Origin of the sequence: Stenotrophomonas sp. ZAC14D1_NAIMI4_1 (assembly GCF_003086775.1) — a bacterium.
In the GTDB taxonomy this organism is placed as follows: Bacteria; Pseudomonadota; Gammaproteobacteria; order Xanthomonadales; family Xanthomonadaceae; genus Stenotrophomonas.
Genome location: NZ_CP026001.1, coordinates 2,544,621 through 2,570,434 on the forward strand (window position 1 = coordinate 2,544,621; position 25,814 = coordinate 2,570,434).

25 protein-coding genes are annotated in these 25,814 nt (G+C 69.0%); 10 read left to right on the forward strand and 15 right to left on the reverse strand.

Annotation, left to right across the window (positions count from 1 at the left end; all coding sequences use genetic code 11):
• Positions 1-99 precede the first annotated feature (99 nt).
• A complete protein-coding gene (gene fdhD, locus C1927_RS11785) occupies positions 100-933 on the forward strand; it encodes a formate dehydrogenase accessory sulfurtransferase FdhD (RefSeq protein ID WP_079222028.1) in 834 nt (277 codons plus the stop codon).
• Positions 934-1,047: 114 nt separating this feature from the next.
• Here the strand turns inward: fdhD and C1927_RS11790 are convergent, their stop codons facing one another.
• Positions 1,048-1,584 (reverse strand): carboxymuconolactone decarboxylase family protein, encoded by a 537-nt coding sequence (locus C1927_RS11790; RefSeq protein ID WP_108746773.1) that lies wholly within the window; start codon positions 1,582-1,584, stop codon positions 1,048-1,050.
• Between the two features lie 106 nt (positions 1,585-1,690).
• On the opposite strand from C1927_RS11790, the gene C1927_RS11795 reads away from it, so the two are divergent.
• Complete coding sequence (locus C1927_RS11795) at positions 1,691-2,548, forward strand: AraC family transcriptional regulator (RefSeq protein WP_254051466.1); 858 nt, start codon at positions 1,691-1,693, stop codon at positions 2,546-2,548.
• A gap of 62 nt (positions 2,549-2,610) precedes the next feature.
• Here the strand turns inward: C1927_RS11795 and C1927_RS11800 are convergent, their stop codons facing one another.
• The 8 genes from C1927_RS11800 to C1927_RS11835 all read right to left on the reverse strand — a co-directional run bounded on the left by C1927_RS11800 (position 2,611) and on the right by C1927_RS11835 (position 9,320).
• Positions 2,611-3,159, reverse strand: a complete 549-nt coding sequence (locus tag C1927_RS11800) for a TetR/AcrR family transcriptional regulator (protein WP_079222031.1) — start codon at positions 3,157-3,159, stop codon at positions 2,611-2,613.
• A 5-nt stretch (positions 3,160-3,164) separates the two neighbouring features.
• Positions 3,165-4,697 carry an MFS transporter gene (locus tag C1927_RS11805; RefSeq protein WP_108746774.1) on the reverse strand — a complete coding sequence of 511 codons (1,533 nt, stop codon included), beginning with the start codon at positions 4,695-4,697 and terminating at the stop codon, positions 3,165-3,167.
• A gap of 195 nt (positions 4,698-4,892) precedes the next feature.
• A complete protein-coding gene (locus C1927_RS11810) occupies positions 4,893-5,639 on the reverse strand; it encodes a hypothetical protein (protein ID WP_254051467.1) in 747 nt (248 codons plus the stop codon).
• Positions 5,639-6,298, reverse strand: a complete 660-nt coding sequence (locus tag C1927_RS11815) for a DUF3299 domain-containing protein (protein WP_108746775.1) — start codon at positions 6,296-6,298, stop codon at positions 5,639-5,641. Before C1927_RS11815 ends, C1927_RS11810 begins: the two co-directional genes overlap by 1 nt.
• The gene (locus C1927_RS11820; RefSeq protein WP_108746776.1) at positions 6,288-6,839 is read right to left on the reverse strand and encodes a DUF3299 domain-containing protein; all 552 of its coding nucleotides are present in this window, start codon (positions 6,837-6,839) and stop codon (positions 6,288-6,290) included. Before C1927_RS11820 ends, C1927_RS11815 begins: the two co-directional genes overlap by 11 nt.
• Before the next feature lie 3 nt (positions 6,840-6,842).
• Positions 6,843-8,096 carry an ABC transporter permease gene (locus C1927_RS11825; protein ID WP_108746777.1) on the reverse strand — a complete coding sequence of 418 codons (1,254 nt, stop codon included), beginning with the start codon at positions 8,094-8,096 and terminating at the stop codon, positions 6,843-6,845.
• Positions 8,089-8,784 (reverse strand): ABC transporter ATP-binding protein, encoded by a 696-nt coding sequence (locus tag C1927_RS11830; protein ID WP_108746778.1) that lies wholly within the window; start codon positions 8,782-8,784, stop codon positions 8,089-8,091. Before C1927_RS11830 ends, C1927_RS11825 begins: the two co-directional genes overlap by 8 nt.
• Entirely contained in the window at positions 8,781-9,320 is a 540-nt protein-coding gene (locus tag C1927_RS11835; RefSeq protein WP_108746779.1) for a DUF2796 domain-containing protein, read from the reverse strand. Before C1927_RS11835 ends, C1927_RS11830 begins: the two co-directional genes overlap by 4 nt.
• Before the next feature lie 32 nt (positions 9,321-9,352).
• Here C1927_RS11835 and C1927_RS11840 point away from each other — a divergent pair, with 32 nt between their 5' ends.
• Complete coding sequence (locus C1927_RS11840; protein ID WP_108746780.1) at positions 9,353-9,829, forward strand: MerC domain-containing protein; 477 nt, start codon at positions 9,353-9,355, stop codon at positions 9,827-9,829.
• A 47-nt stretch (positions 9,830-9,876) separates the two neighbouring features.
• Here C1927_RS11840 and C1927_RS11845 read toward each other — a convergent pair whose 3' ends face one another.
• Positions 9,877-10,791, reverse strand: coding sequence for a LysR family transcriptional regulator (locus C1927_RS11845; RefSeq protein WP_108746781.1), 915 nt, complete (start codon positions 10,789-10,791; stop codon positions 9,877-9,879).
• 117 nt (positions 10,792-10,908) lie between these two features.
• Between C1927_RS11845 and C1927_RS11850 the strand changes: the two genes are divergently transcribed.
• Positions 10,909-12,327, forward strand: a complete 1,419-nt coding sequence (locus tag C1927_RS11850) for an aldehyde dehydrogenase family protein (RefSeq protein ID WP_108746782.1) — start codon at positions 10,909-10,911, stop codon at positions 12,325-12,327.
• A gap of 13 nt (positions 12,328-12,340) precedes the next feature.
• Here the strand turns inward: C1927_RS11850 and C1927_RS11855 are convergent, their stop codons facing one another.
• Complete coding sequence (locus C1927_RS11855) at positions 12,341-13,243, reverse strand: LysR family transcriptional regulator (RefSeq protein ID WP_079222042.1); 903 nt, start codon at positions 13,241-13,243, stop codon at positions 12,341-12,343.
• Between the two features lie 114 nt (positions 13,244-13,357).
• Between C1927_RS11855 and dkgB the strand changes: the two genes are divergently transcribed.
• Together dkgB and C1927_RS11865 are read left to right on the forward strand one after the other, a co-directional pair.
• A complete protein-coding gene (gene dkgB, locus C1927_RS11860) occupies positions 13,358-14,161 on the forward strand; it encodes a 2,5-didehydrogluconate reductase DkgB (protein ID WP_108746783.1) in 804 nt (267 codons plus the stop codon).
• A gap of 11 nt (positions 14,162-14,172) precedes the next feature.
• A complete protein-coding gene (locus tag C1927_RS11865; protein ID WP_108746784.1) occupies positions 14,173-15,117 on the forward strand; it encodes a TIGR03571 family LLM class oxidoreductase in 945 nt (314 codons plus the stop codon).
• 93 nt (positions 15,118-15,210) lie between these two features.
• Here C1927_RS11865 and C1927_RS11870 read toward each other — a convergent pair whose 3' ends face one another.
• Positions 15,211-16,104, reverse strand: coding sequence for a LysR family transcriptional regulator (locus C1927_RS11870; RefSeq protein ID WP_108746785.1), 894 nt, complete (start codon positions 16,102-16,104; stop codon positions 15,211-15,213).
• A 106-nt stretch (positions 16,105-16,210) separates the two neighbouring features.
• Between C1927_RS11870 and C1927_RS11875 the strand changes: the two genes are divergently transcribed.
• Complete coding sequence (locus C1927_RS11875) at positions 16,211-16,954, forward strand: SDR family oxidoreductase (protein WP_079225234.1); 744 nt, start codon at positions 16,211-16,213, stop codon at positions 16,952-16,954.
• A gap of 86 nt (positions 16,955-17,040) precedes the next feature.
• On the opposite strand, the gene C1927_RS11880 is transcribed toward C1927_RS11875, so the two are convergent.
• The 3 genes from C1927_RS11880 to C1927_RS11890 are packed head-to-tail and all read right to left on the reverse strand — an operon-like array spanning position 17,041 to position 22,528.
• Positions 17,041-20,115: a CusA/CzcA family heavy metal efflux RND transporter gene (locus tag C1927_RS11880; RefSeq protein WP_108746786.1), complete on the reverse strand. Its 3,075-nt coding sequence runs from the start codon at positions 20,113-20,115 to the stop codon at positions 17,041-17,043.
• The gene (locus C1927_RS11885) at positions 20,112-21,284 is read right to left on the reverse strand and encodes an efflux RND transporter periplasmic adaptor subunit (RefSeq protein ID WP_108746787.1); all 1,173 of its coding nucleotides are present in this window, start codon (positions 21,282-21,284) and stop codon (positions 20,112-20,114) included. The genes C1927_RS11880 and C1927_RS11885 overlap by 4 nt, the downstream gene beginning before the upstream one ends.
• Complete coding sequence (locus tag C1927_RS11890; RefSeq protein ID WP_108747836.1) at positions 21,281-22,528, reverse strand: TolC family protein; 1,248 nt, start codon at positions 22,526-22,528, stop codon at positions 21,281-21,283. Before C1927_RS11890 ends, C1927_RS11885 begins: the two co-directional genes overlap by 4 nt.
• Positions 22,529-22,590: 62 nt before the next feature.
• Here C1927_RS11890 and C1927_RS11895 point away from each other — a divergent pair, with 62 nt between their 5' ends.
• From C1927_RS11895 to C1927_RS11905, 3 genes are all read left to right on the forward strand, one after another.
• Positions 22,591-23,265: a response regulator gene (locus C1927_RS11895; RefSeq protein ID WP_108746788.1), complete on the forward strand. Its 675-nt coding sequence runs from the start codon at positions 22,591-22,593 to the stop codon at positions 23,263-23,265.
• A complete protein-coding gene (locus tag C1927_RS11900) occupies positions 23,258-24,631 on the forward strand; it encodes a sensor histidine kinase (protein WP_108746789.1) in 1,374 nt (457 codons plus the stop codon). Before C1927_RS11895 ends, C1927_RS11900 begins: the two co-directional genes overlap by 8 nt.
• A 197-nt stretch (positions 24,632-24,828) precedes the next feature.
• On the forward strand, positions 24,829-25,797 hold the full coding sequence (locus C1927_RS11905) for an SUMF1/EgtB/PvdO family nonheme iron enzyme (protein ID WP_108746790.1): 969 nt from the start codon (positions 24,829-24,831) through the stop codon (positions 25,795-25,797).
• The last annotated feature ends 17 nt before the right edge of the window (positions 25,798-25,814 follow it).

Below are 25,814 nucleotides of genomic sequence, written 5' to 3' on the forward strand. Positions count from 1 at the left end.
CCAGCCTGCCACGGCAACGGTTACAACGGCGTCTTCCCGTGATCGCTGCGCTATCCTGCGGCGGTAGATGGCCTTCGTGCTCCACCCAGGACGTACTGCATGCCCGCACCGACACCGCTTTCCCCACCGCCGGCCGGGACCGCGCTGCGCACCTTGCAGCGCTGGCGGAAAACGGAGCAGGACGAACGGGTCGATCTGATCGCCGAAGAAGTACCGGTGGCGATGCGCTACAACGGCACCGCCTTCGCGGTGATGATGGCCACGCCCTGCGACCTGGAGGATTTCGCCCTGGGCTTCTCGCTCAGCGAGGGCCTGGTCGCGCGGCCGCAGCAGGTGCTGTCGATCGACGTGCAGCCGCAGCTGGAAGGCATCGAGCTGAAGATGACCGTGACCGAGGACGCGCCCGGCGCAGCGCTGGACCCGGCCAACGGGCGCCTGCTGCCGGGCCGGGGCGGCTGCGGTTTGTGCGGCACGCGGCAGTTGGAGGATGTCCTGCGGCCCCTGCCGCCGATACGTGATCGCCGCAGCTATTCGCCCGTGGCGCTGCAGCGCGCACTCGCCGCGCTGGCGCAGCACCAGCCGATGAATGCTGCCAGCGGTTCCACCCATGCCGCCGCCTGGGCCGATGCCAGTGGTCGCATCGGCTGGGTGCGTGAGGATGTCGGCCGCCACAACGCCCTGGACAAGCTGATCGGGGCACTGCACCACAACGAGCATGGCAGCGAGGGTGGCCTGCTGGTGATTTCCAGCCGGGCAAGTTACGAAATGGTCAGCAAGGCGGCGCGCGCCGGCGCGAGCGTGCTGGCGGCGGTGTCGGCGCCCACGGCACTGGCCATCGACCTCGCCCGCAGCGCCGGCCTCTGCCTGGTGGGATTCGCGCGCGAGGGCGGGTTCAATGTGTATACCCACCCCGAGCGGTTGCAGGCCGGGTAGAGTCGACTGTCAGTCGACTGCTGTTCCACGGACCGCCCGAAAATCCCGCGCTTCGCGCGATAGTCGACTGACAGTCGACTCTACCCGTCGGTCTTGCCTGGTTGCGCGCAGGCCTCAGCGCAGCGCGATCTTCGGGAAATCGACCGGCACGTCGAACGCCACGTTGACGTAGTTGGTGAACAGGTTGAGGGCGACGTGGGCGAGGATCTCGACGATCAGCTCATCATCGAAACCGGCATCACGCAGTGCCTGCACGTCGGTGTCGCTGATCTGCGCGCGGTTCTCCACCACCGTCAGGGCGAACGTGAGCGCGGCGGCCGTGGCCGGGTCGCTGGACTGGCCGACCTGGGCGGCAGCCATCTGCTCGCCGCTGGCACCGGCCTTGCGGCCCAGCGCGGTGTGCGCGGCCAGGCAGTACTCGCAGGCGTTGCGGTTGGCGATGGCGACGGCGATCTGCTCACCCAGCAGCGGCGACAGGCGACCGCCGCCAAGGGCGCCGAACGAGCCCCACATGCTGGCCAGCGCCGCCGGCGAGTTGGCCACGGCGCGGAACATGGCCGGAGTGGCGCCGAAGGCGGCGTGTACCTGGCCCAGCAGGGCCTGGCGGTCGGGGGTGGTGGCGGCAGCGTCGATCAGGGCGATACGGGACATGGCGGTTTCCTTCGGTAACGCGTCCGGGATTGGACGATGGGGTCATCGTAGGTAGACTCGCAGGACGAATCCCCAACATTTGTCCGAATTGGTTATCCATTCGTCCATGGACACCCCGCCCGACCGCCTGTCCGCCCTGCTTGAACGCTTCCGCGTGCAGGCCGCCCTCTTCCATTCCGGCCCCCTGTGCGGGCGCCACGAGTTCGCGCCACAGCCCGGCCGCGCGTTCCTGCACATCCTGCGCAAGGGCGAGATGGAGGTGTGCCACACCGAAGCCGGCCTGCCCTCGCGCCTGCGGGTCGACCAGCCCAGCCTGCTGCTGTACCCGCAACCACTGCACCACACCTTCCTCAACGCGCCGCTGGATGGGCCGGATTTCACCTGCGCCACGCTGGATTTCGACGGCGGTGCGCGCAACCCGGTGGTGCAGTCGCTGCCGCCGGTGATGGTGGTTCCATTGGCGGACATCGGCGAGCTGGATGGCACCCTGCAGCTGCTGTTTGGCGAGGCGGACCGCCAACGCTGCGGCTCGCGGCTGCTGACCAACCGACTGTTCGAGGTGGCACTCATCCAGGTGCTGCGCTGGGTGGTGGACCACCCGGATGCGGCCGGGGTCAGCCATGGGCTGATGCGCGGCCTGTCCGATGCGCGGCTGGCGCGTACCCTGGTGGCCCTGCACCAGGCACCGCAGGAGGAATGGACGCTGCCGCGCATGGCGGCCATCGCCGGGCTGTCGCGCAGTGCGTTCGCCGCGGTGTTCAAGGACGTGATGCAGGCCACCCCGGCCAGCTATCTGCAGGACTGGCGGTTGAGCCTGGCCTGCGCGCAGCTGCGGGCGGGCGCGCCGGTGAAGCAGGTCGCGGTGGACGTCGGCTTTGCCGATACCGCCTCGCTGTCCAAGGCCTTCCGCAAGCGGATGGGCGTCTCGCCGCGGGCGTGGCTGGCGCAGGCCGCAGCCGCGTAGCGTCGAGCTTGCTCGACTGCTTCTGCAAAAGGCAGTCGAGCAAGCTCGACTCTACAACGGCGTTACGCCTTGCCGGCCGACAACAACCCGGCAATCCGCTCGGTCAGCTGCGCACGCACCTCGGCATCCAGCTGGCCTTCGTACATCGCCTCGTAGATCCACAGACCATCGGCGGCCAGCCGCGCCACGAAATCATCCAGCGCCGCCGGGTCCGCAACCGCCCTGGCCGGCGGCGATGGCGCCCAGCGCTGCACCACCGGGCCCCAGGGGCGTTCGCCGGCGTCCGGGTCCATCGATTCGAGCATGAACATCAGCTCGGCACGGGTGGCGCTCTGTGCCGACACCCGCACGAAGGTCTGGTACCGCTCCAGCGCCGTCGCCTCGTCGGCGCGCTTGCCGAGCAACGCCTCCATCGACGCCTCCCAGGCCTTTACCAGGTGCTCGTCGATGCCGCGCAGCAGCGCTTCGCGCGAGGGGAAGTGGTACAGCAGGCCACCGCGCGTCAGCTGCGCTTCGGCCGCCACCGATTCAAAAGTGACGGCACCGAGACCGTCACGGTTGATGACGCTCACGGCGGCGTCGAGGATGCGGTCGCGCTTGCTGGTTCTCATTGCCGTTACTTTACGCGATCGCCTGCGCCGTCGCGGCCACCCACGCGCCCGCGCAGCAGGCGCGCCAGCACCGCGGCACCTGCGGCGAGCACCGCCATGATGACCAGCAGCACGATCTGGTAGCCACGGTCATAGGCGGCCACCGCCTGCGCGAACCACGCCCCCTGCCCGCCTTCGCGCGCCAGGTGCAGTGCCTGGGTGAAGCCTTCGCGCGCCGCCGCGGGCATGTCCGCCGCATCGGGCAGGAACGCGCCATACATCGCCGCCCCCAGGCTGCCCAGCAATGCCACTGCCAACAGGCCACCGAATTCATAGGAGACTTCTTCCACAGACGACGCCATGCCGGCGCGGTGTGCCGGCACGTTGTTGAGGATGGCGGTGGACGCCACCGAGATCGCCGCGCCCATGCCCACGCCGGTCAGCGCCATGCCAGCCACCACCCAACCCACGCCTTGCGGGAAGCCGAACGCCACCACGGCCACGCCTACCGCGCCGGTCGCCAGGCCGCCACAGATCAACGGGCGCAGGCCGACGCGGTGCAGGATGCTGCCACCCAGCAGTGCACTGGGCAGGCTGCCCAACGCGGCTACCGAAACCAGCAGGCCGGCCTGCAGCGGGCTGAAGCCGGCCACCAGCTGGAAGCGCTGCGTGGTGACCAGCTGCAGGCCCGCCAGCGCGAACAGGGTGAACACCGCTGACAGCGTGCCGGCGAGGAAGGCGGGATTGCGGAAGATGGCGAAATCCAGCAGCGGATAGGCAAGGCGCTGCTGGCGACGTGCGAACGCAGTGCCGCTGACACCTGCCAGCAGCAGCGCACCCACACCCAGGGCATACGAAGGCGGCGTGGCGATCAGCGACTTGATCGCCAGCACCAGCCCCGACAGGGCCGCCAGCGCCAGCAGCGAGGACAGCATGTCCCAGGGGCGCGAGGTGTCGCGCTGGCCTTCCGGCGCCAGCAGCAGGGTCGCAATGAACGCCACCACCACCACCGGCACGTTGATCAGGAACACCGAACCCCACCAGAAATGCTGCAGCAGCAGGCCGCCGATGATCGGGCCGAGCGCCGCACCAACGATGGCCACCGAACCCCAGAGGGCGATGGCGATGTTGCGTTCGCGCTCCTCGTGGAAGCTGAGACCGATCAAGGCCAGGGTGGCCGGCATCATGGCCGCCGCACCGACGGCAAGGAAGGCACGCGCCGCGATCAACTGCGCGGGCGTGGCTGAGAACGCGGCCGCCAGCGAGGCGATACCGAACACGACCAGGCCGATCAGGAACATCCGGCGGTGGCCCAACCGGTCACCCAGGGTACCTGCGCCCAGCAGCAGGCCGGCCATCACCAGCGGGTAGGCGTTGATGATCCACAGCGCCTGCCCGGCGCTGGCGGACAGCTCCTCGGTCAGGGTGGGCAGCGCGGTGTACAGCACCGAGTTGTCCAGCGTGACCAGCAGCAGGCCGGCAGCCACGGTGAACAGCAGCGCCCAGCGACGGGCACGGGACAGGGCCGGAGCACCGGCCAGGGGCTGGGAAAGCGCCATGGAACAGACCTGCAGGAACGGGTTGAGGTTCGTAACTATACAGGACGTCCGGTATAGTTATGAGCCCGCGCCATTGCGTCGTTCAGGTAGAGTCGAGCTTGCTCGACTGCGCATGGAACAATTCTGGAGCAGCCGAGCATGGCTCGGCTCTACTGACGCGACGGCAGTCGAGCAAGCTCGACTCTACAAACCCGGTTACCGGCAGCCTTCCGGCAACGCGGCGATGGTCGCCACCACCGCGCCCTGCATGCCCTGCCCCACGGCCATGTCGAGTTCGCCACCGGTGCTGCCATGCTGGCGCTGCAGTTCGCCTTCGCAGAGCTTGCGCACATGACGGCGCGCCGTGGCACGCAGCATGCTGCAGCGCCAGTCGCCCGGCCCCAGGGGCAGCACTGAATACACCACGCTGTTGCAGGCATCGCCGGCGCGCTCGACCAGGCTGTGGCCGGCGAAGTCCCGCGGAGCGGTGCTGTGCGTGGGATCGTAGTAGCTGTCGGGAAAGCTGCGCGCGTACTGCTCGACATCCACCTGCAGGCGCCGCTGGCCTGCGTCCGGCAGCTGCAGCGGCTCGCCGCAGGCCGTGCTGTCGGCGCGGTGCTGGATGTACTGGTAGATCGGCCGGTCGAGCCTGCGGTCCTGCGCGGTCACTGCACTGATCGCACCCAGCACCGGCAGCGCCGCGCGGTTGGCCATGCGTGCCAGCACGCCGGCCTCGGCCGGTACACACCGGTCACGCACGGTGGCCACCAGCAGGAACACCACGTCGTCACGGAAGGCGCGATCCTCGCGCAGGTGCCGTTCGATGTCGGCCTGCAGTGCGGGAATGGGCGCAGGGAACGCCACTGGCGGCGGCCGCACCTGCGGCGTCCAGCGCTGCCAGACCAGCAACGCAGCGCCAAGCAGCAGGGCTGCGCCGATGCACAGCCAGCGCGCACGCGGCATCAACGGTCGATCGCCGTCAGCGTGGCCGCGTCCGCGTCATAGGACGCACTGGCGATGTCGGCCTCGAAACGCTTGATGCGCAGGTGGCCCGACAGCCGATAGGCATCCCACAGGTTGCCCAGTGCGATGGGCCGCTCCAGGGTCACGTGGATGATCTGGTTCGGCGGCGGTGGCGGCACATGGATGCAGGCACCGTAGAACGGCACGAACAGCAGTTCGTTCACGGCACCGGCATCGTCCATGGCCAGCGGCACCACGTAGCCATCCAGGTCGACCGCGCGACCGTCCAAGCCATCGACCACGGCGGCCGAGCCGAACTGCTGGGCGCGGTCGGGGCTGGAATGGTCGATGGCCGCGCCCGGCGGCGTGCCCGAACCCGTGTCATCGATCAGCCCACCGACGCCGGACATCGCCCCCATGCCACCGCTGCGGTCGATGCCGATCTGCGGCGGCGGGCGCAGGAAGGCGTCGTCCTCGGGCATCAGGTCGCTCCACGCGGTGATCGCGGCATCGCCGGGCGCGGCCGTGTCGGCCGTGGTTGCTGCCTCCGGCCGCGTCGTGCCCACAGGAGTTTCTGCCGCCGCGGCAGGCACATCACCACCGGGCCGGCTGCAGGCAGCCAGCAACATCACCACCAGCACGCAGGCATTACGGTTCATAGGGCCTCAACTGCGGGTCAACCATGGTGTAGGCCGAACCGGCCAGATCGTCGTCCACGCGTTCGCCGCGCAGGGTGCCGGCCAGGAAGAACGGTGAATACATGTCCGGCATGGCGATCGGGCGCGACAGCCGCACGTGCACGATCTGGTTCGGTGGCGGCGGCGGCACGTGGATGCAGGCGCCGTAGTACGGCACGAACAGGAACTCGGACAGGCGTCCGTCGGCGGCATTGGCCAGCGGCACCACGTAGCCAGGCAGGCGCACGGCGCGGTCCAGCACCGCATCCACCGTGCGGAAGGTCCCGAACTGGGCCATGCGCCGGTTACCGCTGTGCTTCACCTCCGGGCCATCGCCACGCTCCAGCGCGGCCAGCTCGTCGGCAGGCATCATCTGCAGCCAGTCCAGTTCCTGCTCGGCGACAGCAGCGGTCGCTGTGCCCTCCTGCACCGGCGCAGGTGGCAGGGCCTGCACACCGGTATCCACCGGGCGCTCGCAGCCGGCCAGCACCAGCATCAACGCAAGAGCGATCCAGGTGCGCATGGTTCAGCCCCCCGCCGAGAGGCCGTCGGCCACGGTACGGCGGTAGGCCAGCAGCGCCGGCACCAGGCCGGCCAACGCACTCAGCAGCAGCACCCCACCCACCCAGGCCAGCTCGCCCAGATCCGGCCAGACATGGGTGATCGACAGCCCGAAGTTCGCCAGCGCCCAGCCACGCCCGGCCAGGCTGCCGCTGACCAGCACGGCCAGCGCAAGCACGCAGGCCATGCCACTGGTCGCCACCGCTTCCAGCACCAGCAGGCTGGCGATGTAGCGCGGCCGTGCACCGGTGGCACGCAGCACGGCCATTTCGCGGCGGCGCTCCTGCAGGGTCGACACCAGCAGCGCCACCAGCGAGACCAGGCCCAGCAGCACCACCATCGCGCTGATCAGCTGCAGCGCCCGCTCGGCGGTACCGAGCGACTGCCACAGCTGCTGCAGGGTGACACCGGGCAGGATCGCCAGCAGGGCCTCATCGGGATAGTCATTGATGGCGCGCTGCACCGAGAACGTGGCAATGCGCGAGTTGAGGCCGAGCATGAAGGCGGTGATGCTGGTCGGCGTCAGGTCCAGGTGCCGTGCCTCCTCGGCGCTCACCGCGTGCCCGCGCAGCTGCACGCCGGAGCGCCAGTCCACGTGGATGGCCTCGATCGCCGGCAACGACACCAGCACCGAAGAATCCACCGGCGTGCCGGTGCGCTGCAGCACGCCGCGGATGCGGAACGGCTTGTCGGCATGCCTGGCCAGAGTCACCGCGGCAGTGCCATGGGCCAGGATCATTTCATCACCCACCCGTACGCCCTGCGCGCGGGCGACGTCGGCGCCGATGACCGCATCATAGAGATCATCGAACGGCGTGCCCTCGGCGAAGGCGAGCGGGTGCCCGGCCCCGTAGCGGTAATGCTGGAAGTAGCCGGCGGTGGTGCCGATGACCCGGTAGCCGCGCCAGGAATCGCCAAGCGACAGGGGCACCGCCCACTTCACCTGCGGCAGCGTGGACAGTTCCTGGTAGGACTGCCAGGACACGTTGTTGGTCGGGTCACCGATGTGGAACACCGAATACAGCAGCAGGTTCACCGGCCCCGAGCGCGCGCCGACAATCAGATCGGTGCCGGAAACGGTGCTGGCAAACCCCTCGTGGGCCTGCACGCGGACGCGCTCCACGCCCAGCAGCAGGGTCACGCTGAGGGTGATGACCAGGACGGTAAGGGCCACGCTCAGCGCACGGCTGCGCAGGCTGGCCCAGGCAAGTTCAAGCATGGACGGCTCCGGCGTGGTTGATGTCCTGCAGTTGCACCACGCGGTCGAACAGCGGCTGCAGGCTGTCGTCATGGCTGACCACCACCGCCGTGGTGCCGGCTGCCGCACATTGCGCCGCCATCAATTGCAGGAAGGCGGTGGCGGCGCCACGGTCGAGGGCCGAGGTCGGCTCATCGGCCAGCAGTACCGCAGGACGGCCGATCAGCGCACGCGCGGCGGCCACCCGCTGCTGCTGGCCCACGCTGAGCGTGCCGGCCCGGCGCAGCAGCAGGTCCGGCGGCAGCTGCAGGGCCTGCAGCAGGCGCTTGATCTCATCATCGACCGGCCGGCCCACCCGCCCGCTGCGCAGTGGCGAGAAGCGCAGCCCCAGCGCGATGTTGTCGCGCACGCTGAGGAACGGCAGCAGGTTGAACTGCTGGAAGATCACGCCCAGCTGGTCGGCGCGGAAACGGTCGCGGGCCGACGGCCTGAGTGCGTGCAGCGGCGTACCGGCGACCCTCACCTCGCCCTGCTCCGGCGTCAGCACGCCCGCCAGCAGGCCCAGCAGGGTGCTCTTGCCCGAACCGCTGGCACCCCGCAGCAGCACACTGCTGCCCGGGGCAATCTGCAGCTGCGGGATATCCAGCACGGCGCGCCCGCCGTAGCTGAAGCGCACCTGGTCCAGCGCGATCACCGCAGCGGACGTCATGGCGCAAGCACCACGCGCAGGTTGTCGGCGCTCAGCACGGTGCGGCCCTGGCCGGCCGGGGTGGCCGTGTTGACGATGACCTCGTGCAGGTTCGGGAAGGCCTTGGGCAGCGACAGCACCAGCACGCGCAGCGCGGCGGGGTTGGCGCACTGGTAGCTCAGCTCGGCAGTGAAGCCTGCGTGCGCATGCTTGCCCGCTGCCGTGGCCGGCGTCGCCGCTGCGGCAGCGAAGCCTTCGGCGTGCGCGTCACGGTGCAACGGCGTGCACTGCGCTGCGCTGGGCAGGGTCAGCCAGTCGGCACGCTTCAACGCAGCCAGTGCCGAGGCCAGTGCGGCCTGTTCGACCGGGGTGGCCGGCGGCCGTTCGAAATCGAGGATGCCGATGCCCGGTGCCTGCAGGGCGAGCTCAAGCCTGCCCTGGTCCAGGGCGAGGTCGACGGTGGCCTGGCCATGCACGTGGGCACCGAGCTGGCGAACGTCATGGGCGTGCACGGCGGGGGCGGCAAACAACAGGAACAGCAAAACAGAACGCTTCATGGGGGAGTCTCACGTTGTTACTATGTAACATTATGGACCACATCCCCACACCGCCCGCAAGGGCATTGCCCCAGCCGCCTGTTTCGGCACGCTGGCACCCCCGTCTCGACCTGGCTGGCGCGTGGCTGTCCCTGGCCTGCGCCGCGCACTGCGTCACCCTGCCCCTGCTGCTGGCCTTCGTGCCTGCGGCGATGATGGCGCTGCGTTCATTCCAGCACCCGGCCCACGGCGCGATGACCGCGCTGCTGGTGATGTCACGCTGGGAATGGGTGTTCGCCCTGGTGGCGTCCAGCGTGGCCGCCGCGAGCACCGCCTCCGGCTGGCGCCGGCATGGCCAGACCGGTCCGCTGCGCCTGGCCGCGTGCGGTGCGTTCGCGCTGCTGTCGTCCTCGCTGTACCTGCCCCTGAAGGAATCGCTGGTGTGGCATGGCGTGGCGACCGCCTGCGGCGGTGTGCTGCTGGCCGCTGCGCATATCCGCAACCGCCGGGCGCTGCACCGCACCCGGTAGCCGTCCACCTTGGTGGACGTTCAAAACGTGCCAACCAAGGTCGGCCTCTACACGGCGTCGGGGGCCAATCCCTGCGCGTCGCGTTCGCGCAGCAGGTCGGCGAAGGCCTTCAACGGCGGCGGCAGGTGCCGGTGGCCTGGGAAGTACAGGTACAGGCCGGGGAACGGCGGGCACCAGGCATCCAGCACCGGTACGAGCGCGCCGCTGTCGAGGTCATCGCGGATATGCCATTCGGACAGGAAGGCCAGGCCAACCCCGGCCAGCGCCGCCGCCCGTGCCGCCTGCAGTTCACCCACCACCAGGCGCGCCGGTGGATCAACCTGCAGCACCTGGCCGCGGTGTTCCAGCTCCCAGCGATACACGCCGCCGTGCGACAGGCGCATGCGGATCGCGCCGTGCCCGGCCAGCGCATCGGGCGTATCCGGCGTACCGTGCGCGGCCAGGTACGCAGGCGACGCGACCACGCGCATGCGCTGCTGTCGATAGAGCGGCAAGGCCACCATGTCCTGTGGCACCTGCTCATGCAGGCGCACGCCGGCATCGAAGCCATCGGCCACGATGTCCACCAGCCGGGCCTCGGCGGACAGCTCCAGCCGCACCTGCGGGTAGCGCTGCACGAAGGCCGCCACCAACCCGGCCAGCATGCGCGTGCTTTCCGGCGGCACGCTGATGCGCAACGCGCCACTGGGGTGCTGCGCGTCGCCGTGCAGTTCTTCGGCCGCCGCCTGGATCTCGGCCAGCGCAGGGCCGATGCGCGCGACGTAGCGAGCGCCGGCTTCGGTCAGGGCCACGCTGCGCGTGGTGCGGTGGAACAGGCGCGCCTGCAGGCGCCCTTCCAGGCTCGCCACGGCATGGCTCAGCGCCGAGGTGGACATGCCCAGTTCGCGCGCGGCCGCACGGAAGCTGCCGCGGCGGGCCACGGCCAGCACGGCATCAAGTTCAACCAGCCCGGAACGATGCATGGCACGCCTTCAATCATCCCGAAAACCGGGACACCCCATCCACGATAGACCGGATTCCCCGCACGGTCGAGCAGCGCCAGACTCTGCCCACACCCTCTCACTCCCCAGGAACCGGCCATGCAACGCATCGACCAGCACTTCATCAACGGCGCTTTCGTGGCGTCCCACGGCCAGCACCTCGCCAACCTGCACAACCCCGCCACCGAAGCAGTCATCGGCACGGTACGGCTGGGCGACGCGGTCGATGCCGAACGTGCAGTGGCCGCGGCCAAGGCCGCCCTTCCCGCACAGGCCGCGCGCAGCGTGGCCGAGCGCCTGGCCATGCTCGGCCGCTTCCGCGATGCGATGGCCGAGCGCCAGGATGCCCTGCACGCGGCGGTGCTGGCCGAGTACGGTGCGCCCTCGGCCCGTTCGCGCTGGATGGTCGAGCACCCCGTGCAGGTGATCGACGAGGCGATGCGCGTGCTGGCCGATTTCCCGTTCCAGCGCAGCGTCGGCCAGGCCCAGGTGCATCTGCTGCCGGTGGGCGTGGCCGGCCTGATCACACCCTGGAACAGCAATGCGTCCTTCATCTGCGGCAAGCTTGCGACCGCGCTGGCGGCCGGCTGTACCGCCGTGGTCAAGCCCAGCGAGATGTCAGCGCTGCAGACCCAGGTGGTGATGGAGGCGCTGCACGCGGCGCAGCTGCCGGCCGGCGTTGCCAACATCGTCAACGGCCTGGGCCAGGACGTCGGCGCCGTGCTCAGCGCATCGCCCGACGTGGCCAAGATCTCCTTTACCGGGTCCACCGCCACCGGCCGCGCGATCCTGCGGTCCAGTGCGGACACCTTCAAGCGTGTCACCCTCGAGCTGGGCGGCAAGTCGCCCACGGTGATCCTCGACGATGCCGACCCGCAGGCGGCCGCAGCGCTGGCCGTGCAGGCCGGTTTCATCAACAGTGGCCAGGCCTGCATTGCGGGCACCCGCATCCTGGTGCCCGAATCGCGCCGGGCGGCGTTCGAGGATGCCCTCGCGGCTGCCGTACAAGCCGTGCGCAGTGGCGACCCGCGCGATGCCGCGACCACGGTCGGGCCGATGGTCAGCGAACGGCAGTGGCAGCGCGTGCAGGGCTACATCACGACCGGCATCGCAGAAGGCGCGCGGCTGCTGGCCGGTGGCGAAGGGCGCCCCGAGGGGCTGCAGAAGGGCTGGTTCGTGCGCCCTACCCTGTTCACCGACGTGCGCAACGACATGACCATTGCCCGCGAGGAAATCTTCGGGCCGGTGCTGGGCGTGATCGGCTACCGCGACGAGGAAGAGGCGGTGGCCATCGCCAATGACACCGCCTACGGATTGAGTGCGCTGGTGATCGGCAGTGATGAAGCGCGGGCGACGGCGGTGGCGCGGCAGATCCAGTCCGGCCGGGTGCTGGTGAATACCCTGCGGCATGAGCCGATGGCCCCGTTCGGCGGCATGAAGCAGTCGGGCATCGGCCGCGAGAGTGGCGCGTGGGGGCTGGAAGCGTTCCTGGAGGCACAGACGCTGGTGGTTGGCTGACCCACGCACGCCATCACTCATCGAACGGCCGTTGCCCCAGCGTCTGCATCACATGGTCCACGAAACAGGTGATGCGTGCCGCCAGCGCGGTGTTGCGGTAGTAGACCGCGTTGATCGGCTGCAGCACGTCCTGGGTCTGCCGCGCGAACAGCTGCACCAGCCGCCCTGCGCGGCGATCCTCACGGGTGAGGAAGTCGGACAGGCAGGCAATGCCCAGCCCGGCCACGGCCATCTGCCGCAACGTTTCACCACTGGACGAGGCGATGGCCGGCTGGATGACGAACGGGCCACCGTCGGCGTCACGCAGCGGCCATTCGTTGAGCGAGCTGGGCTGGGTGAAGCCCAGCAGATCATGCTCGCGCAACTGGGCGATGCGGCTGGGCGAGCCGCGCCGCTGCAGGTAGTCCGGGCTGGCCACCACGCGGATGCGGCTGTGGCCGATCGGCCGTGCGTGCAGGGTGGAATCACGCAGCACGCCGATGCGGAACGCCACATCGGTGCGCTTCTCGATCAGGTCGGTGATGCCCTCGTTGGAGTTCAGTTCCAGCTCCACCTGCGGGTAGCGCTCGCGGAAGCCCGCCAGCAAGGGCACGATCACGTGCAGCATGAAGGGCGTGGCGGCATCCACGCGCAGGCGTCCCACCGGCTGCAGGCGGCGGGCGGCCATCTGTTCCTCGGCCTCGTCCACCGTGGCCAGGATGGTGCGCGCGTACTCGAGGAAGGCCGCACCTTCTTCGGTCAGTTCAAGACGCCGGGTGGTCCGCCGCAGCAGCGTGGTCTGCAGCTTGTCCTCCAGCCGCGCCAGGGTGCGGCTGGTGGCCGAGATGGTCAGTTCCAGTGCCTCGGCCGCTGCGGTGATCGAGCCGCTGTCGACCACCGCGACGAAGGCCTTCATCTCATCCAGGGTGGTCTTCATTCTTTACTCCGGCGCAAAAGCGTTTCCCGTATACACGGCTTAATCGGCAAATGTAAAGCCGCCAGACTGGCCCCCGTCGGAGCACTCCGCTCCCCTTCCAGCCTGGAGCCATCCATGAGCATTCCTTCCTTTGGCGTCGGCACCTTCCGCCTGACCAGCCAGACCGTCATCGACTCGGTGCGCAACGCGCTCGACGTCGGCTACCGCGCCATCGACACCGCGCAGATCTACGGCAATGAGGCCGAGGTCGGCCGGGCCATCGCTGAATCCGGCGTGCCGCGTGAGCAGCTGTTCCTGACCACCAAGATCTGGGTCGACAACCATGCCGCCGACGCGCTGATCCCCAGCCTGCGCGACAGCCTGGCCAAGCTGCGCACCGACCATGTCGACCTGCTGCTGATCCACTGGCCCGCCCCCGGCAGCGCCGTCGAGCTGCGCGAATACATGACCGCGCTGGCCGAAGCGAAGACGCTGGGCCTGGCCCGGCAGATCGGCGTGTCCAACTTCAACATCGAGCTGACCCGCCAGGCCATCGAGGTCGTCGGCGCCGGCCAGATCGCCACCAACCAGATCGAACTGAGCCCGTACCTGCAGAGCCCGGCGCTGACCGCGTTCCTGAAGGACCAGGGCATCACCGTGACCTCGTACATGACCCTGGCCTACGGCAAGGTACTGAAAGACCCGGTGCTGGCCCGCATCGCCGACAAGCACCAGGCCACGGTGGCCCAGGTGGCGCTGGCCTGGGCGCTGCAGCTGGGCTACGCCGTCATCCCCTCGTCGACCAAGCGCGAGAACCTGGCCAGCAACCTGCTCGCCCAGGACCTGCATCTGGATGCCGAGGACATGGCCGCGATCGCCGCGCTGGAACGCAACGGCCGCGAGGTCGACCCGCCGGGCCTGGCCCCGGCCTGGGACTGAGGCGCATCGACATGGGCAGTGCGTTGACGCGGCTGCGTGCCGGTGGCTTCAGCATCGGCATCGAAGCCCCCCTGGACAATGACTGGACGCCGCTGGGCGAACAGGCGCGCCGTGCCGCGCGGCGCCTGCCCGGCGAACCCGACCTGCAGCGGCATGCCGAACTCGCGCGGCTGGCCGACCGCCTCGGCTTCCGCGCGCTGTGGGTACGCGACGTGCCGGTGTACGACCCCGCCTTCGGCGATGCCGCGCAGGTGTTCGAGGTGTTCACGTACCTGGGCTACCTGGCCGGCATCACCGACAACATCCTGCTGGGCACCGGCGCGGTGGTCCTGCCGATCCGCGAGCCGCTGCTGACCCTGAAGTCGGCACGCAGCGTGCAGCAGCTCAGCGATGACCGCCTGCTGCTGGGCGTGGCCAGCGGCGACCGGCCCGTGGAGTACCCGCTGTTCGGTCGTGACTTCGACACCCGGGGCAGCCGCTTCCGCGACCAGGTCGCGCTGCTGCGCGAGGGCGGCGCCGCGCACCTGCCGCAGGGGTTGGACGTGCTGCCTGCGGGCGGGCCGGCGCTGCCGCTGTTCGTGGCCGGCCTGGCCCAGCAGCAGCCGGCGTGGATCGGCCAGCACATGGACGGTTGCCTGGCCTACCCCGGCACGCCGCAGGACCATGCGCAGCGTGTGGCAGCGTGGCGTGCGGTCGCCGGTGACAAGCCCTATGCCAGCTTCATCCACCTGGACCTGCTGGCCCAGGCGGACGCGCCGTTGCAACGCTGGCGCTTCGGCCTGCGCGGCGGCCGCAACGCGCTGATGGCCGAACTGCAGGCCATGCAGGCCGCTGGCGTGGACCACATCGGGCTGCAGTTCCGGCGCAACGAACGGCCCTTGGCCGAAACCTTCCACGAGATCGCCGAGCATGTGCTGCCGCACTTCACCGCGCACGCTCCTGCGATGGCTGTCTGAGCCAGGCGCTGGCCAGTGATGCCAGGTAGTGCCGGCCGCTGGCCGGCAACTGCGTAGCGCCCGCGTGGCAGAGGTGCCGGCCAGCGGCCGGCACTACCCGTCCTGGTCGAATACCCCGGCCACCCAGTCGATGAACACCCGCAGGCGGGGAGAAGGCGTGCGGTTGCGCGGGTAGACCACGCTGAGCGGACTGGGCGTGGGCGGCGCCTCCGGCAGCAGCTCGACCAGCTGCCCGCGCGCAATGTACGGGTCCATGCGGTAGCGAGGCGCCTGGATGATGCCCAGCCCCGCCAGCGCGGCGCCAAGAAACGCATCCGCGCCGGAAACGCGCACCCGTGCCGGCAGCGGCAGGTAGCGGACCTGCCCACCGAGCTGGAATTCCAGCGGAATCAGCTGCCCGGTGGCGCTGGATCGATAGCCGACCATTTCGTGGCCGTCCTGCAGGGCATCGATGCTGCCCGGCACGCCCCGGGCCTGCAGGTAGCCAGGCGAGGCCACCGTGACTTCGCGCAGCAAGGCCAGCCTTCGCGCGGCCAGATCGCTGTCGGCCAGGCTGCCGACCCGCAGCGCCGCGTCCACGCCTTCCCGCAGCAGGTCCACGTAGCGGTCGCCTTCGCTGACATCCAGTTCAATCTCCGGGTAGCGCTGCAGGAAGTCCGGCAGGTGCGGAAACAACAGGTGGCGGCCCAGCGTGCCGTGTACCTCGATGCGCAGCGGGCCGCGTGGCGGCACGTCACGGAAGGCGGCCTCGGCATCGTCCATGTCAGCGATCAGGCGCAGGCAGCGGCCGTAGAACGCCTCGCCTTCCAGGGTCGGCACCACCAGCCGCGTGGTCCGGTGCAGCAGGCGCACGCCCAGGCGCTGTTCCAGCGCCTTGATCGCATCGGTCACCGTCGCCCGTGGCAGGCCCAGGTCTTCAGACGCGCGGGTGAAGCTGCGGCGTTCGACGATGCGGACGAAGGCACGCATGGCGGTGAAGCGATCCATTGTTCGGCCTGCCGGATGATGTTGGCGGATCATGCCAGATTATCCGGACGCGCGGCTGCGCGAAGATGACCCTGCGCCGATCGGGCGTGTCCTGCTGGAACCGAACATGACCGTTGCCTCCTCCCCTTCCGTCGCCCTGGTCACCGGTGGCTCGCGCGGTATCGGCGCGGCCATCTCGCGTCGCCTGGCTGCCGATGGCCATGCCGTGGCCATCAACTACGCCGGGCGCCGCGATGATGCTGAAGCGCTGGCGGCCGAACTGACCGCCGCCGGGGGCCAGGCCATCGCACTGCAGGCCGACGTCGCCGACCCGCAGGCCGTCCGCCAGCTGTTCGATGCCATCGAGGCGCGCTTCGGTGGCGTCGACGTGGTGGTCAACAGTGCCGGCGTCCTGCAGCTGGCCGCGCTGGCCGACAGCGACGACGCACTGTTTGAGCGGGTGATGGGCATCAACCTGAAGGGCGCGTTCAACGTCCTGCGCGAAAGCGCGCGACGGGTCCGCGACGGCGGCCGCATCGTCACCCTGTCCACCAGCGTGGTCGGCATCAAGCTGGAGAACTACAGCGTCTATGCGGCCAGCAAGGCAGCGGTGGAGACGCTCGGTGCGATCCTCAGCAAAGAGCTGCGCGGGCGCGGCATCACGGTCAATGCGGTGGCACCGGGCCCGACCGCCACCGATCTGTTCCTGGATGGCAAGTCGCCGGAGCTGATTGATCGTCTTGCGAAGATGAATCCGCTCGAGCGACTGGGCACGCCGGAAGACATCGCAGGCGCGGTGGCGTTCCTGGCCGGTGCCGATGGCGGATGGATCAACGGCCAAGTGCTGCGTGCCAATGGCGGGATGGTGTAACCGGTAGCGCCGGGCCATGCCCGGCGGCGGTACCGGTAGTCGTCCACCGCAGTGGACGGTCCCAACGTGCCAACCAAGGTTGGCACCTACCGGGCCGCCTCCCGCCTGCGGTGCACCCAGTAATACAACGTCGGCAGCACCAGCAGCGTCAGCAGCATCGCCGACAGCAGGCCGCCGATCACCACCACCGCCAGCGGCTTCTGCGTCTCCGCACCGATGGCATGCGAGGTGGCCATCGGCAGCAGGCCGAACATCGCCAGCAACGCGGTCATCAGCACCGTGCGCAGGCGCTGCAGCGAACCCTGCACCACCGACTGCAGCAGATCCATGCCCTGCTCGCGCAGCTGGGCGAAGCGGCTGAGCATCACTACGCCGTTCAGCACCGCCTGGCCGAACAATGCAATGAAGCCGATCGCGGCTGACACTGAGAGCGGAATGCCGGTCACCCACAGGGCCAGGATGCCGCCGATCATCGCCAGCGGCACGTTGGCCAGGATCAGTGCCGCACTGCTGATGTCCTTGAACGCATCGAACAGCAGCACGAAGATGATCAGCACCGACAGCGGGATCACCCAGCCCAGCCGCTTCATCGCGCGCTGCTGGTTCTCGAACTCGCCCGACCATTCCAGACGGTAGCCGTCGGGCAGTGCGACGCTGGCATCCACCCGCGAACGCATGTCGGCCACCACGCTGCCCATGTCGCGGCCGGCGATGAAGATGCTCACGGCCTTCACCCGCTGCGCATTCTCGCGGGAAATGTTGATCGCACCGCTGGCCATGCGGAACTCAGCCACATCGGACAACGTCACCGTATGCCCATCGCCGATCCCCACTGGCACCATGCGCAGGCGCTGCAGGTCGCGGTCGGCATCGTCCAGGCGCAGGGTGATCGGGAACCTGCGGTCGCCCTCCCACAGCTCGCCCACTTCGCGGCCGCCCAGGGCGGTTTCGATCACCTCGTCGATGTCGCGTACGTTCAGCCCGTAGCGCGCGGCACGGTCGCGGTCGATCTCGATCTGCAGCTGCGGCAGCGAACCATCGCGGTCGATGAAGGCGCTCTCCACGCCGTCCACGCCACGCACCTGGCCGAGGATGGCCTGGGCCTGCCGATTCAGCACGTCCAGGTCGGCACCGCTGACCTTGATGACGACCTGGCCCTTGATCTGCGAGATGCTCTCCAGGATGTTGTCGCGCACCGGCTGCGAGATCGAGAACTCCGGCCCGGGAATGCGCTGTTCGAGCGTGCGCTGCAGGTCGGCGATCAGTTGCCGCTTGTCCACGCCCTTGGGCCATTCCTTCTCAGGCTTCAGCGCCACAAGCGCCTCGATCTGATTCGCGCCCTTGGCATCGGAGCCGTCTTCGGGCCGCCCAAGCTTGGCCACCACCGTCGACACCTGCGGATAGGTGTTCACCAGTTCGCGGATGCGCCGCGACTGCTGCTGCGCTTCGGCCAGGCTGGTGCTGGGGTCGAGGGTGGCGGTGAGCCAGATCGACCCCTCATCCAGCTCGGGCAGGAACTCCGAGCCCAGCCGCGTGCCCAGCGCCAAGGTGCCGACCAGCAGGGCCACGGCGGTCAGCACCACTGCCCGCGGTCGGGCCAGGGCGCGTTCCAGCACCGGCTGGTACCAGCCGGTCAGCCGGTCCATCAGCGGGTTCCCGCCGCGCATGCGGTCGCAGCGCAGCCACCAGTAGCAGAACAGCGGCACCACGGTGAGCGCCAGGATCAGTGCGCCGATCAATGCCGAGGTCACCGAGTAGGCCATCGGTGCGAACATCCGGCCTTCCTGCCGCTGCAGGGTGAAGATCGGAATATGCGCGGCGATGATGATGAGCATCGAGAAGAACGTCGGCCGCCCGACCTCCGAGGCCGCCGACAGCACGGTGGAGAACCGTGTCTTCCGGTCCGCGCTGGGTGGCAGCGCGGACAAGCGTGAAACGATGTGCTCGGTGACGATGACCGCACCGTCGATGATGATGCCGAAGTCCATCGCCCCCAGCGACAGCAGGTTGGCCGGCACGCCCCACAGGTGCAGGCCGAGGAAGGTGGACAGCAGCGCCAGCGGCATCATCGCCGCCACGATCAGCGCCGCGCGGGCGTTGTACAGGAACAGCCAGAGCACCAGGAACACCAGCACCGCACCTTCCAGCAGGTTGCGGAACACCGTCTTCAACGTGGTCGACACCAGCCAGGAGCGGTCATAGAACGGCTCGATGCTGACCCCGACCGGCAGCTGGCCGGCCTCGATCTCGGCCACGCGCGCATGCAGGGCATCAAGCACATCGGACGGATTTTCGCCCTTGCGCATCAGCACCATGCCGAACACCGCGTCGTCATTGTCGTCCTGGCCGACCAGCCCCTGCCGCGGCAGGCCGGTGTCGGCGATGCTGGCCAGGTCACGCACCAGCACCGGCGTGCCGCCCTTCTGCGCCACCACCACGCTGCCGATGTCGGCGGGCGAGCGCATCAGGCCGACGCCGCGGATCAGGAACTGCTGCTGGCCGCGTTCGACATAGCCACCACCGGCATTGGAGCTGCCCTTCTCCAGCGCTTCGGAGAACTCCCCCAGGCTGATGCCACGGTCGCGCAGCTTGTCCAGATCCGGCTTGACCTGGAAGGTGCGCGCGTAGCCGCCGAAGCTGATCACATCGGCCACGCCGGGCACGGTGCGCAGGCCACGCTCCATCACCCATTCCTGCACCGTGCGCAGCTCGGTGGGGCTCATGTGCGGTGCCTTCAGCACGTAGCGGTAGATCTCGCCCACCGCCGAGCTCATCGCTTCAAGCTCCGGCGTCACGCCTTCGGGCAGCTCCACGCCCTGCAGGCGCTCCAGCACCTGTTGCCGGGCGAAGTAGTCATCGGCCTTGTCATCGAAGGTCAGGATGATCATCGACAGGCCGAACTGCGTGTGCGAGAACACCCGCACCGAGTGCGGAATGCCCGACAACGCCACTTCCAGTGGCATCGTCACCTCGCGCTCAACCTCCTCGGCCGCGCGGCCCGGGTGCAGCGACACCACCGTCACCTGGGTGTCGGACACATCGGGGAAGGCCTCGACCGGCAGCACGCGGAACGCCGCAACGCCGCCACCGATGAACAGCAGCAGCGCCAGCATCACCATCAGCGGCTGGCGCAGGCAGTACGCAATCAAACGGTCGATCATGGTGCGGCGCGCCCCGTGCCGGAGGTGGACGTGGCCGGCGCGGTATCCACCAGCTGCTGCAGCAGCAGCCCACCTTCAACCACCACGCGGCTGCCGGCGGGCAGGCCCTCGCGTACCCACAGGCGGCCATCGCCCAGTTCTTCGGCCTGCACGGCACGGCGCGCGTAGTGCCCCTTGCCTTCATCCACGAACACGACCTGCCTGCCGTCGATCAGCAGCACCGCCGCATCCGGCAGCGATACGCCGCCCTGCCCCGGCAGCGCGACCTGGGCCCGTACGTACTGCCCCGCCTTGAGGCTGCGGTTGCGGTTGTCCAGCTCGGCGCGGGCCTGCACCACGCGGCGCTCGCTGTCGACGAAGTCATCGACGTGCTGCAGCGTGGCCTGCAGCGTGCTGCCATCGGCGGCCGGCACACGCACCTGCATGCCGGGCCGCAGGCGACCAGCCAGGCTTTCCGGGATGTCCAGCAGCAGCCACAGGCGATCGGGATCACCGATGACCGCCAGCGGCTGCTCGCTGTCCGGGCCGACGTTCATGCCGGGGCTCATGCGCCGTTCCACCAGCACGCCGTCGATGGGCGCGCGCAGCGGCAATCGCTGGTCAACGCGGTTGCCATTGCCATAGGCGGTAGCAAACGCGGCGGCGCGGGCTTGGTCGGCCTGGCTGCCGGCAAAATGCGCTTCCGCCTCGTCCAGTTCGCGGCCTGAGGCCACGCCGGCGGCATGCAGCTCGCGGGTGCGCTCCAGCTCACGCCGGGCCTGCTGCAGTTCAGCCTGCCCACGCACACCCTCCGCCTGCGCCTGGCCGAACTCCGGCGAGGTGATCCAGGCGATGATCTGGCCGGCCTTCACCTTCTGCCCCGGCTGCGCCTCGATGCGCGACACCTGCCCCGGCATCGGGGACCGCAGGGCGCTGGAGCGGGTTTCGTCCCACACGATGCGGCCTGGCAGCTGCAGCGATGCGCTGGCCCCCTCGCCGACGGCTTCGCTGCGCAATACCTCCAGCTGGCGGCTGTCGGCCGGGAACTGGATCTGGCCGGCAGTGACGGCCGGCGCAGGATCGGCATGGGTCGCCGGCTCACGCCCGCAGCCGGACAGCAGGGCCAGCGCGAGCAGTGCAGGCAACACCGCGCGGCGCGCACGCGGTTGGGTGTTGTCACGCGGGGTCATGGGGTATCTCCTTGGGCTACAGAGGTGGCCGCGTTCCAGCGCGCCAACGCAACGGCATGGTCGGCACGCGCCTGGATCAGCGCGGCTTCGAAGTCGCGCCAGCTGCGGCGCGCATCCAGCAGGTCGGTCAGGCTGGCCGCACCGCGTCGGTAGGCGAGCTCGATGCCTTCAACGGCCTTGCGCGCGCTGTCGGCCTGCAGGCCTTCGTACGCCTGCCGCCGCTGCGCGGCGCTTGCGGCGCTGGCCTGCAACTGGTCCAGCTCGGCCCAGGCCTGGCGCTGCAGCGCATGCAGTTCCAGCGCAGCGGTATCGCGGTCGGCCTCGGCGCGCTGGATGCCGCCATGCGCACGTGAGGGCGCACCCAGCGGAATCGTCACCGAAACGCCCCAGGTAACGCCGTTGATGTCGGTCGGCTCGCGCTCGGCTTCCACGCCCCACTGGATGTCGCGGCGGCGCTCGCTGCGCGCCAGCGACACGCCCGCATCGGCGGCGGCCAGCCGCGAACGGGCGGCGCGAAGGTCGACACGCTGCTGCGGATCGGCAGCGCTGCTTGCAGGTTCGAGGGTGGCATCCGGCCAGTCATCGTCGGCACTGAGCGACGCGCTTTCATCCATGCCCAGCAGCAGGGCCAGCGCATGCCGCGCATCGCGCAGATCAAGCGCCGCGTCACGTGCCGCGTCGGCCACCGCAAGGTCATCCACCGCAAGGCGCGCACGATCCACCGGCGCCATCGCCCCGGACGCGACCTGGCGTTCGGCCGCCGCCATCTGCTCGGCGGAACTGCGCCGGTTCGCCTCGGCAACATCAAAGTTGTCCTGCGCGGCCTTCAAGCCGAAGTACGCCTCGTGCAGCGCCAGCTGCTGGCGACGCTTGGTATCCAGCATGTCCAGTCCGGCCGCCTCCACCAATGCATCGGCCTGGCGCATGCGCAGGCTGCGCTTGCCACCGCGTTCCCAGGTCCAGCCGAGGCCAACGGTGCTGTCCACGCGCTTGTCCTGCCAGCGGCCGCTGCCGACGCCATGCTTCGGGCTGATCTTGCTGCTGCCGAGCGACAGTTCCGGCGCCGGCCGCAGTGCGGCAGTGAGTGCATCACCCTGTGCCCCACGCAGTTCCAGTGCCGCCGCGCGAAGGTCAGGGTTGTGTGCATCCATGGCGCGTTGTGCGTCCTGCAGGCTGATCGCCCAGGCCGCCGGTGCGCACGCCAGTGCGGCCAGCAGGGCCGCCGAACGAGGGAGGAAATTCATGCGCGCCACGGTAAGGTGGCGCACTTGCGCCAAACTTTCCCGAACCTTGCGCGAAGCTTGCAATGCGAATCCTGTTGATCGAAGACGACGCGGCCCTGGCCGACGGCCTGGTGCGCGCCCTGCAGGGTGCCGGCCACCTGTGTGACCACCTTGCGCTGGGCCTGCTGGCACCCGCGGCACTGGCCGCCGCACCCTATGACGTGATGGTGCTGGACCTGTCGCTGCCCGATGTGGATGGGCTGGAGCTGCTCTCGCGCCTGCGCGACCAGGGCATCACGCTGCCCGTACTGATCCTCACCGCGCGCGATGGCGTGGAGGATCGCATCCTCGGCCTGGACCGCGGTGGCGATGATTACCTGGCCAAACCCTTCGCACTGGGCGAGCTGGAAGCACGCCTGCGCGCCCTGTCGCGTCGCCGCAGCGATGCTCCGGCACAGAAGCGACTGGGCCGGCTGTGCCTGGACAGCATCCGCCAGGAAGTACAGGTGGACGGCCAACGCATCGAATTGACCGCGCGCGAACTCGCCCTGGTGGATGCACTGATGCAGCAACCCGGGCGCACGGTCACCAAGCAGCGGCTGTTCGACACGCTGTACAGCTGGGACCACGACGCCAACCTGTCGGTGATCGAGGTACATGTCAGCCGCCTGCGCCGCAAGTTCGAGCAGGCCGGCGCGGGCGTTGGCATCCGCATGCTGCGCGGTCTCGGCTACCGGCTGGAGGCCATCGATGGTTGAGCGCGTGCACAGCCTGCGCGGGCTGCTGCTGCGGCGCCTGTGGCTGCCGCTGCTGGTCCTGCTGCTGTGCAGTGCGGTGGGATCCTTCGCACTGGCGCGCTACTTTGCCGGCCAGGTCTACGACCGCTGGCTGCTGGATTCAGCGATGTCGCTGTCCGAGCTGGTGAAGGACCAGGACGGGCGCGCCGTGATGGACGTGACGCCGGCGATGTCGCGCATGTTCACCTGGGACACCGTGGACGAGGTACACGGCGAGGTGGTCGACACCGCCGGTGCACGTCTCTACGGCGATCTGCCCGAAGCGCTGCCGCGTCCCGCACAGGCCGCAGACGACGATGCGACCTATTACGATGCGCGGCTGCGCGGGCAACCCGTGCGCATGGTGGACGTGGTGGTGCCTGTGGCAGGCGGCCACGACGTGCGCCTTCGCGTGGCCGAGACCCTGCGCAAGCGGCACCGGCTGGAGCGCAAGCTGCTGATGACCAGCGTGCCCTTCCAGGCCGCGATTCTCGCGCTGGCCGCATGGCTGGCCTGGTCCGGTACCGGCGCCGCAGCGCGGCATGCCAACCAGGTCGCACGGCGCCTGGCCAGCCCGCGCCCGGACCCCTTGGCGCCGTTGGACCCGGCGCAGGAAGCACCGCGTGAACTATGGCCGGCGGTGGAGGCCTACAACGCGTTGCTGCAGCGGCTGGATGCGATGCAGGCGGCGCAGCGGCGCTTTGTCAGCAACGCTGCACACCAGTTGCGCACGCCCTTGGCCGCGATGCAGGTGGAGCTGGAAAGCTCGTTGAGGCAGCAGGATCCACAGGCACAGCAACTGGCGCTGTCCGGCACGCTGGCCGGCCTGTCGCGGCTGCAGCACCTGGTCAACCAGCTGTTGCTGCTCAGCCGCTCGGAGGATGCACAGGGCAGCGCCTTGCCGTTGCAGACGCTGGACGTCGCCGTGCTGGCACGTGGCGTGGTCGAGCGCTACGCCGACCGTGCGCTGGCGGCTGGCGTGGACCTGGGTTACGAAGGGCCGGATGACGGCGTGCCGGTTGCAGGCGATGCGCCGCTGCTGCGTGAAGCGTTGGGCAACCTGCTGGACAACGCGCTGCGGTACGGCGCCGAGCAAGGGGTAATCACGCTGGCGGTGCAGCGGCGCGACGACGGCGTGCAGCTGTGGGTGGATGATGATGGTGCCGGCATCGACGCGACTGAGCGCGGTCGCGTCACGGAACGCTTCTACCGCGCCAGCAGCCAAGGCGATGGCTGTGGCCTGGGCTTGGCCATCGTGGCCGAGATCGCGCAGCGGCATGGCGCCGCGCTGGACATCGGCAGCGCTCCGATGGGCGGCGCGCGGGTGGGATTGCGGTTTTCTACCTGACCGTAGAGTCGAGCTTGCTCGACTGCAGGCGGACTCTGCAGAGCCGAGCCCATGCTCGGCTGCTTCTTGCGCGGTGTCTGAGCCGAGCATGGGTTAGGCCCTGCAAGATCTAGGCAGCGGACAGTGTCAGCCGCCACGTGTCATGCCCCCGCATTGCTACGCTGATTCAGTCCCTCCAGAACTGATCGGTGCTTTCAATGTCGCCTCTTCGATCCGCACTTCTGAAATGCCTTGTGCCAACAGCGTTTCTACTGACCGCTTGCCAAGGTCCTACGCCGAAAAAGCCCCACACGCTCTCTCCTGAGCTCACCGCGCGCGTCGAAGCGTTGTCGCAAAAGACCAAAAAAGACCTCGTGGAGGTGGAAGGCGGCACCTTCATCATGGGCGACTTCGGCCCCATCGACCCGCGCGCAAAGATGCCATACAGCAGTGACCGCAACGATGACGTGCTGCGCGAGGTAACGCTGAGCAGCTACGCACTTGGTGCCAAGAAGATCACCTACGCCGACTTCGACGTCTACACCGATGCCACGGGGCAGCCCCGAACGGCACAGTACCCGATGGATCTGGAGTACAGGAACCTGCCAGACGACCTGCCGGTCGGCGTGAGCTGGGAAGCCGCGCAGCAGTACTGCGGATGGGTGGGAAAACTGATCGGGCGGAAGATGGAGCTGCCGACGGAGGCGCAGTGGGAGTATGCGGCGCGTAACCGGGGCCAGTTCGTAATATGGCCCACCGATGATGGCAGCGTCGACAATGGTCGCAATGTTGGTGACTACAAGACGCTCCGAGCGTATGCGTCCAAACATGGCTACACGGTCGGCCCAACTCCTCTTGGCCAGTACCCGCCCACCCCACTGGGTCTGTATGACATGATCGACCATGGATATGAGTGGGTCTTTGACTGGTATAGGGATCCTTACGACATTTCCGACACACAAGACCCCCGCGGGCCGGCACATGGCGATGAAAAAGTCCAGCGAAGCCACACCAATCAGGGCGGAAGCGCGCTTTTCATCGTATCTATGACGTTCACTCGTTTTAGAAACGAACCTGACCCTGGTCCCGACCCCCTTCTCTCGGAAGAAGGGAGGCGCATATTCAATCCCAACGGCTTCAACCGATTCCGCTGCGCAGGAGCCGCGCTCCCGCCTCCTTTGGCATGAGTGTCGCCCACCGGTCG

Coding starts and splice junctions, on each gene's coding strand:
- fdhD (WP_079222028.1), top strand. CDS start 100: ATGCCCGCACCGACACCGCTTTCCCCACCGCCGGCCGGGACCGCGCTG.
- C1927_RS11790 (WP_108746773.1), bottom strand. CDS start 1,584: ATGTCCCGTATCGCCCTGATCGACGCTGCCGCCACCACCCCCGACCGC.
- C1927_RS11795 (WP_254051466.1), top strand. CDS start 1,691: ATGGACACCCCGCCCGACCGCCTGTCCGCCCTGCTTGAACGCTTCCGC.
- C1927_RS11800 (WP_079222031.1), bottom strand. CDS start 3,159: ATGAGAACCAGCAAGCGCGACCGCATCCTCGACGCCGCCGTGAGCGTC.
- C1927_RS11805 (WP_108746774.1), bottom strand. CDS start 4,697: ATGGCGCTTTCCCAGCCCCTGGCCGGTGCTCCGGCCCTGTCCCGTGCC.
- C1927_RS11810 (WP_254051467.1), bottom strand. CDS start 5,639: ATGCCGCGTGCGCGCTGGCTGTGCATCGGCGCAGCCCTGCTGCTTGGC.
- C1927_RS11815 (WP_108746775.1), bottom strand. CDS start 6,298: ATGAACCGTAATGCCTGCGTGCTGGTGGTGATGTTGCTGGCTGCCTGC.
- C1927_RS11820 (WP_108746776.1), bottom strand. CDS start 6,839: ATGCGCACCTGGATCGCTCTTGCGTTGATGCTGGTGCTGGCCGGCTGC.
- C1927_RS11825 (WP_108746777.1), bottom strand. CDS start 8,096: ATGCTTGAACTTGCCTGGGCCAGCCTGCGCAGCCGTGCGCTGAGCGTG.
- C1927_RS11830 (WP_108746778.1), bottom strand. CDS start 8,784: ATGACGTCCGCTGCGGTGATCGCGCTGGACCAGGTGCGCTTCAGCTAC.
- C1927_RS11835 (WP_108746779.1), bottom strand. CDS start 9,320: ATGAAGCGTTCTGTTTTGCTGTTCCTGTTGTTTGCCGCCCCCGCCGTG.
- C1927_RS11840 (WP_108746780.1), top strand. CDS start 9,353: ATGGACCACATCCCCACACCGCCCGCAAGGGCATTGCCCCAGCCGCCT.
- C1927_RS11845 (WP_108746781.1), bottom strand. CDS start 10,791: ATGCATCGTTCCGGGCTGGTTGAACTTGATGCCGTGCTGGCCGTGGCC.
- C1927_RS11850 (WP_108746782.1), top strand. CDS start 10,909: ATGCAACGCATCGACCAGCACTTCATCAACGGCGCTTTCGTGGCGTCC.
- C1927_RS11855 (WP_079222042.1), bottom strand. CDS start 13,243: ATGAAGACCACCCTGGATGAGATGAAGGCCTTCGTCGCGGTGGTCGAC.
- dkgB (WP_108746783.1), top strand. CDS start 13,358: ATGAGCATTCCTTCCTTTGGCGTCGGCACCTTCCGCCTGACCAGCCAG.
- C1927_RS11865 (WP_108746784.1), top strand. CDS start 14,173: ATGGGCAGTGCGTTGACGCGGCTGCGTGCCGGTGGCTTCAGCATCGGC.
- C1927_RS11870 (WP_108746785.1), bottom strand. CDS start 16,104: ATGGATCGCTTCACCGCCATGCGTGCCTTCGTCCGCATCGTCGAACGC.
- C1927_RS11875 (WP_079225234.1), top strand. CDS start 16,211: ATGACCGTTGCCTCCTCCCCTTCCGTCGCCCTGGTCACCGGTGGCTCG.
- C1927_RS11880 (WP_108746786.1), bottom strand. CDS start 20,115: ATGATCGACCGTTTGATTGCGTACTGCCTGCGCCAGCCGCTGATGGTG.
- C1927_RS11885 (WP_108746787.1), bottom strand. CDS start 21,284: ATGACCCCGCGTGACAACACCCAACCGCGTGCGCGCCGCGCGGTGTTG.
- C1927_RS11890 (WP_108747836.1), bottom strand. CDS start 22,528: ATGAATTTCCTCCCTCGTTCGGCGGCCCTGCTGGCCGCACTGGCGTGC.
- C1927_RS11895 (WP_108746788.1), top strand. CDS start 22,591: ATGCGAATCCTGTTGATCGAAGACGACGCGGCCCTGGCCGACGGCCTG.
- C1927_RS11900 (WP_108746789.1), top strand. CDS start 23,258: ATGGTTGAGCGCGTGCACAGCCTGCGCGGGCTGCTGCTGCGGCGCCTG.
- C1927_RS11905 (WP_108746790.1), top strand. CDS start 24,829: ATGTCGCCTCTTCGATCCGCACTTCTGAAATGCCTTGTGCCAACAGCG.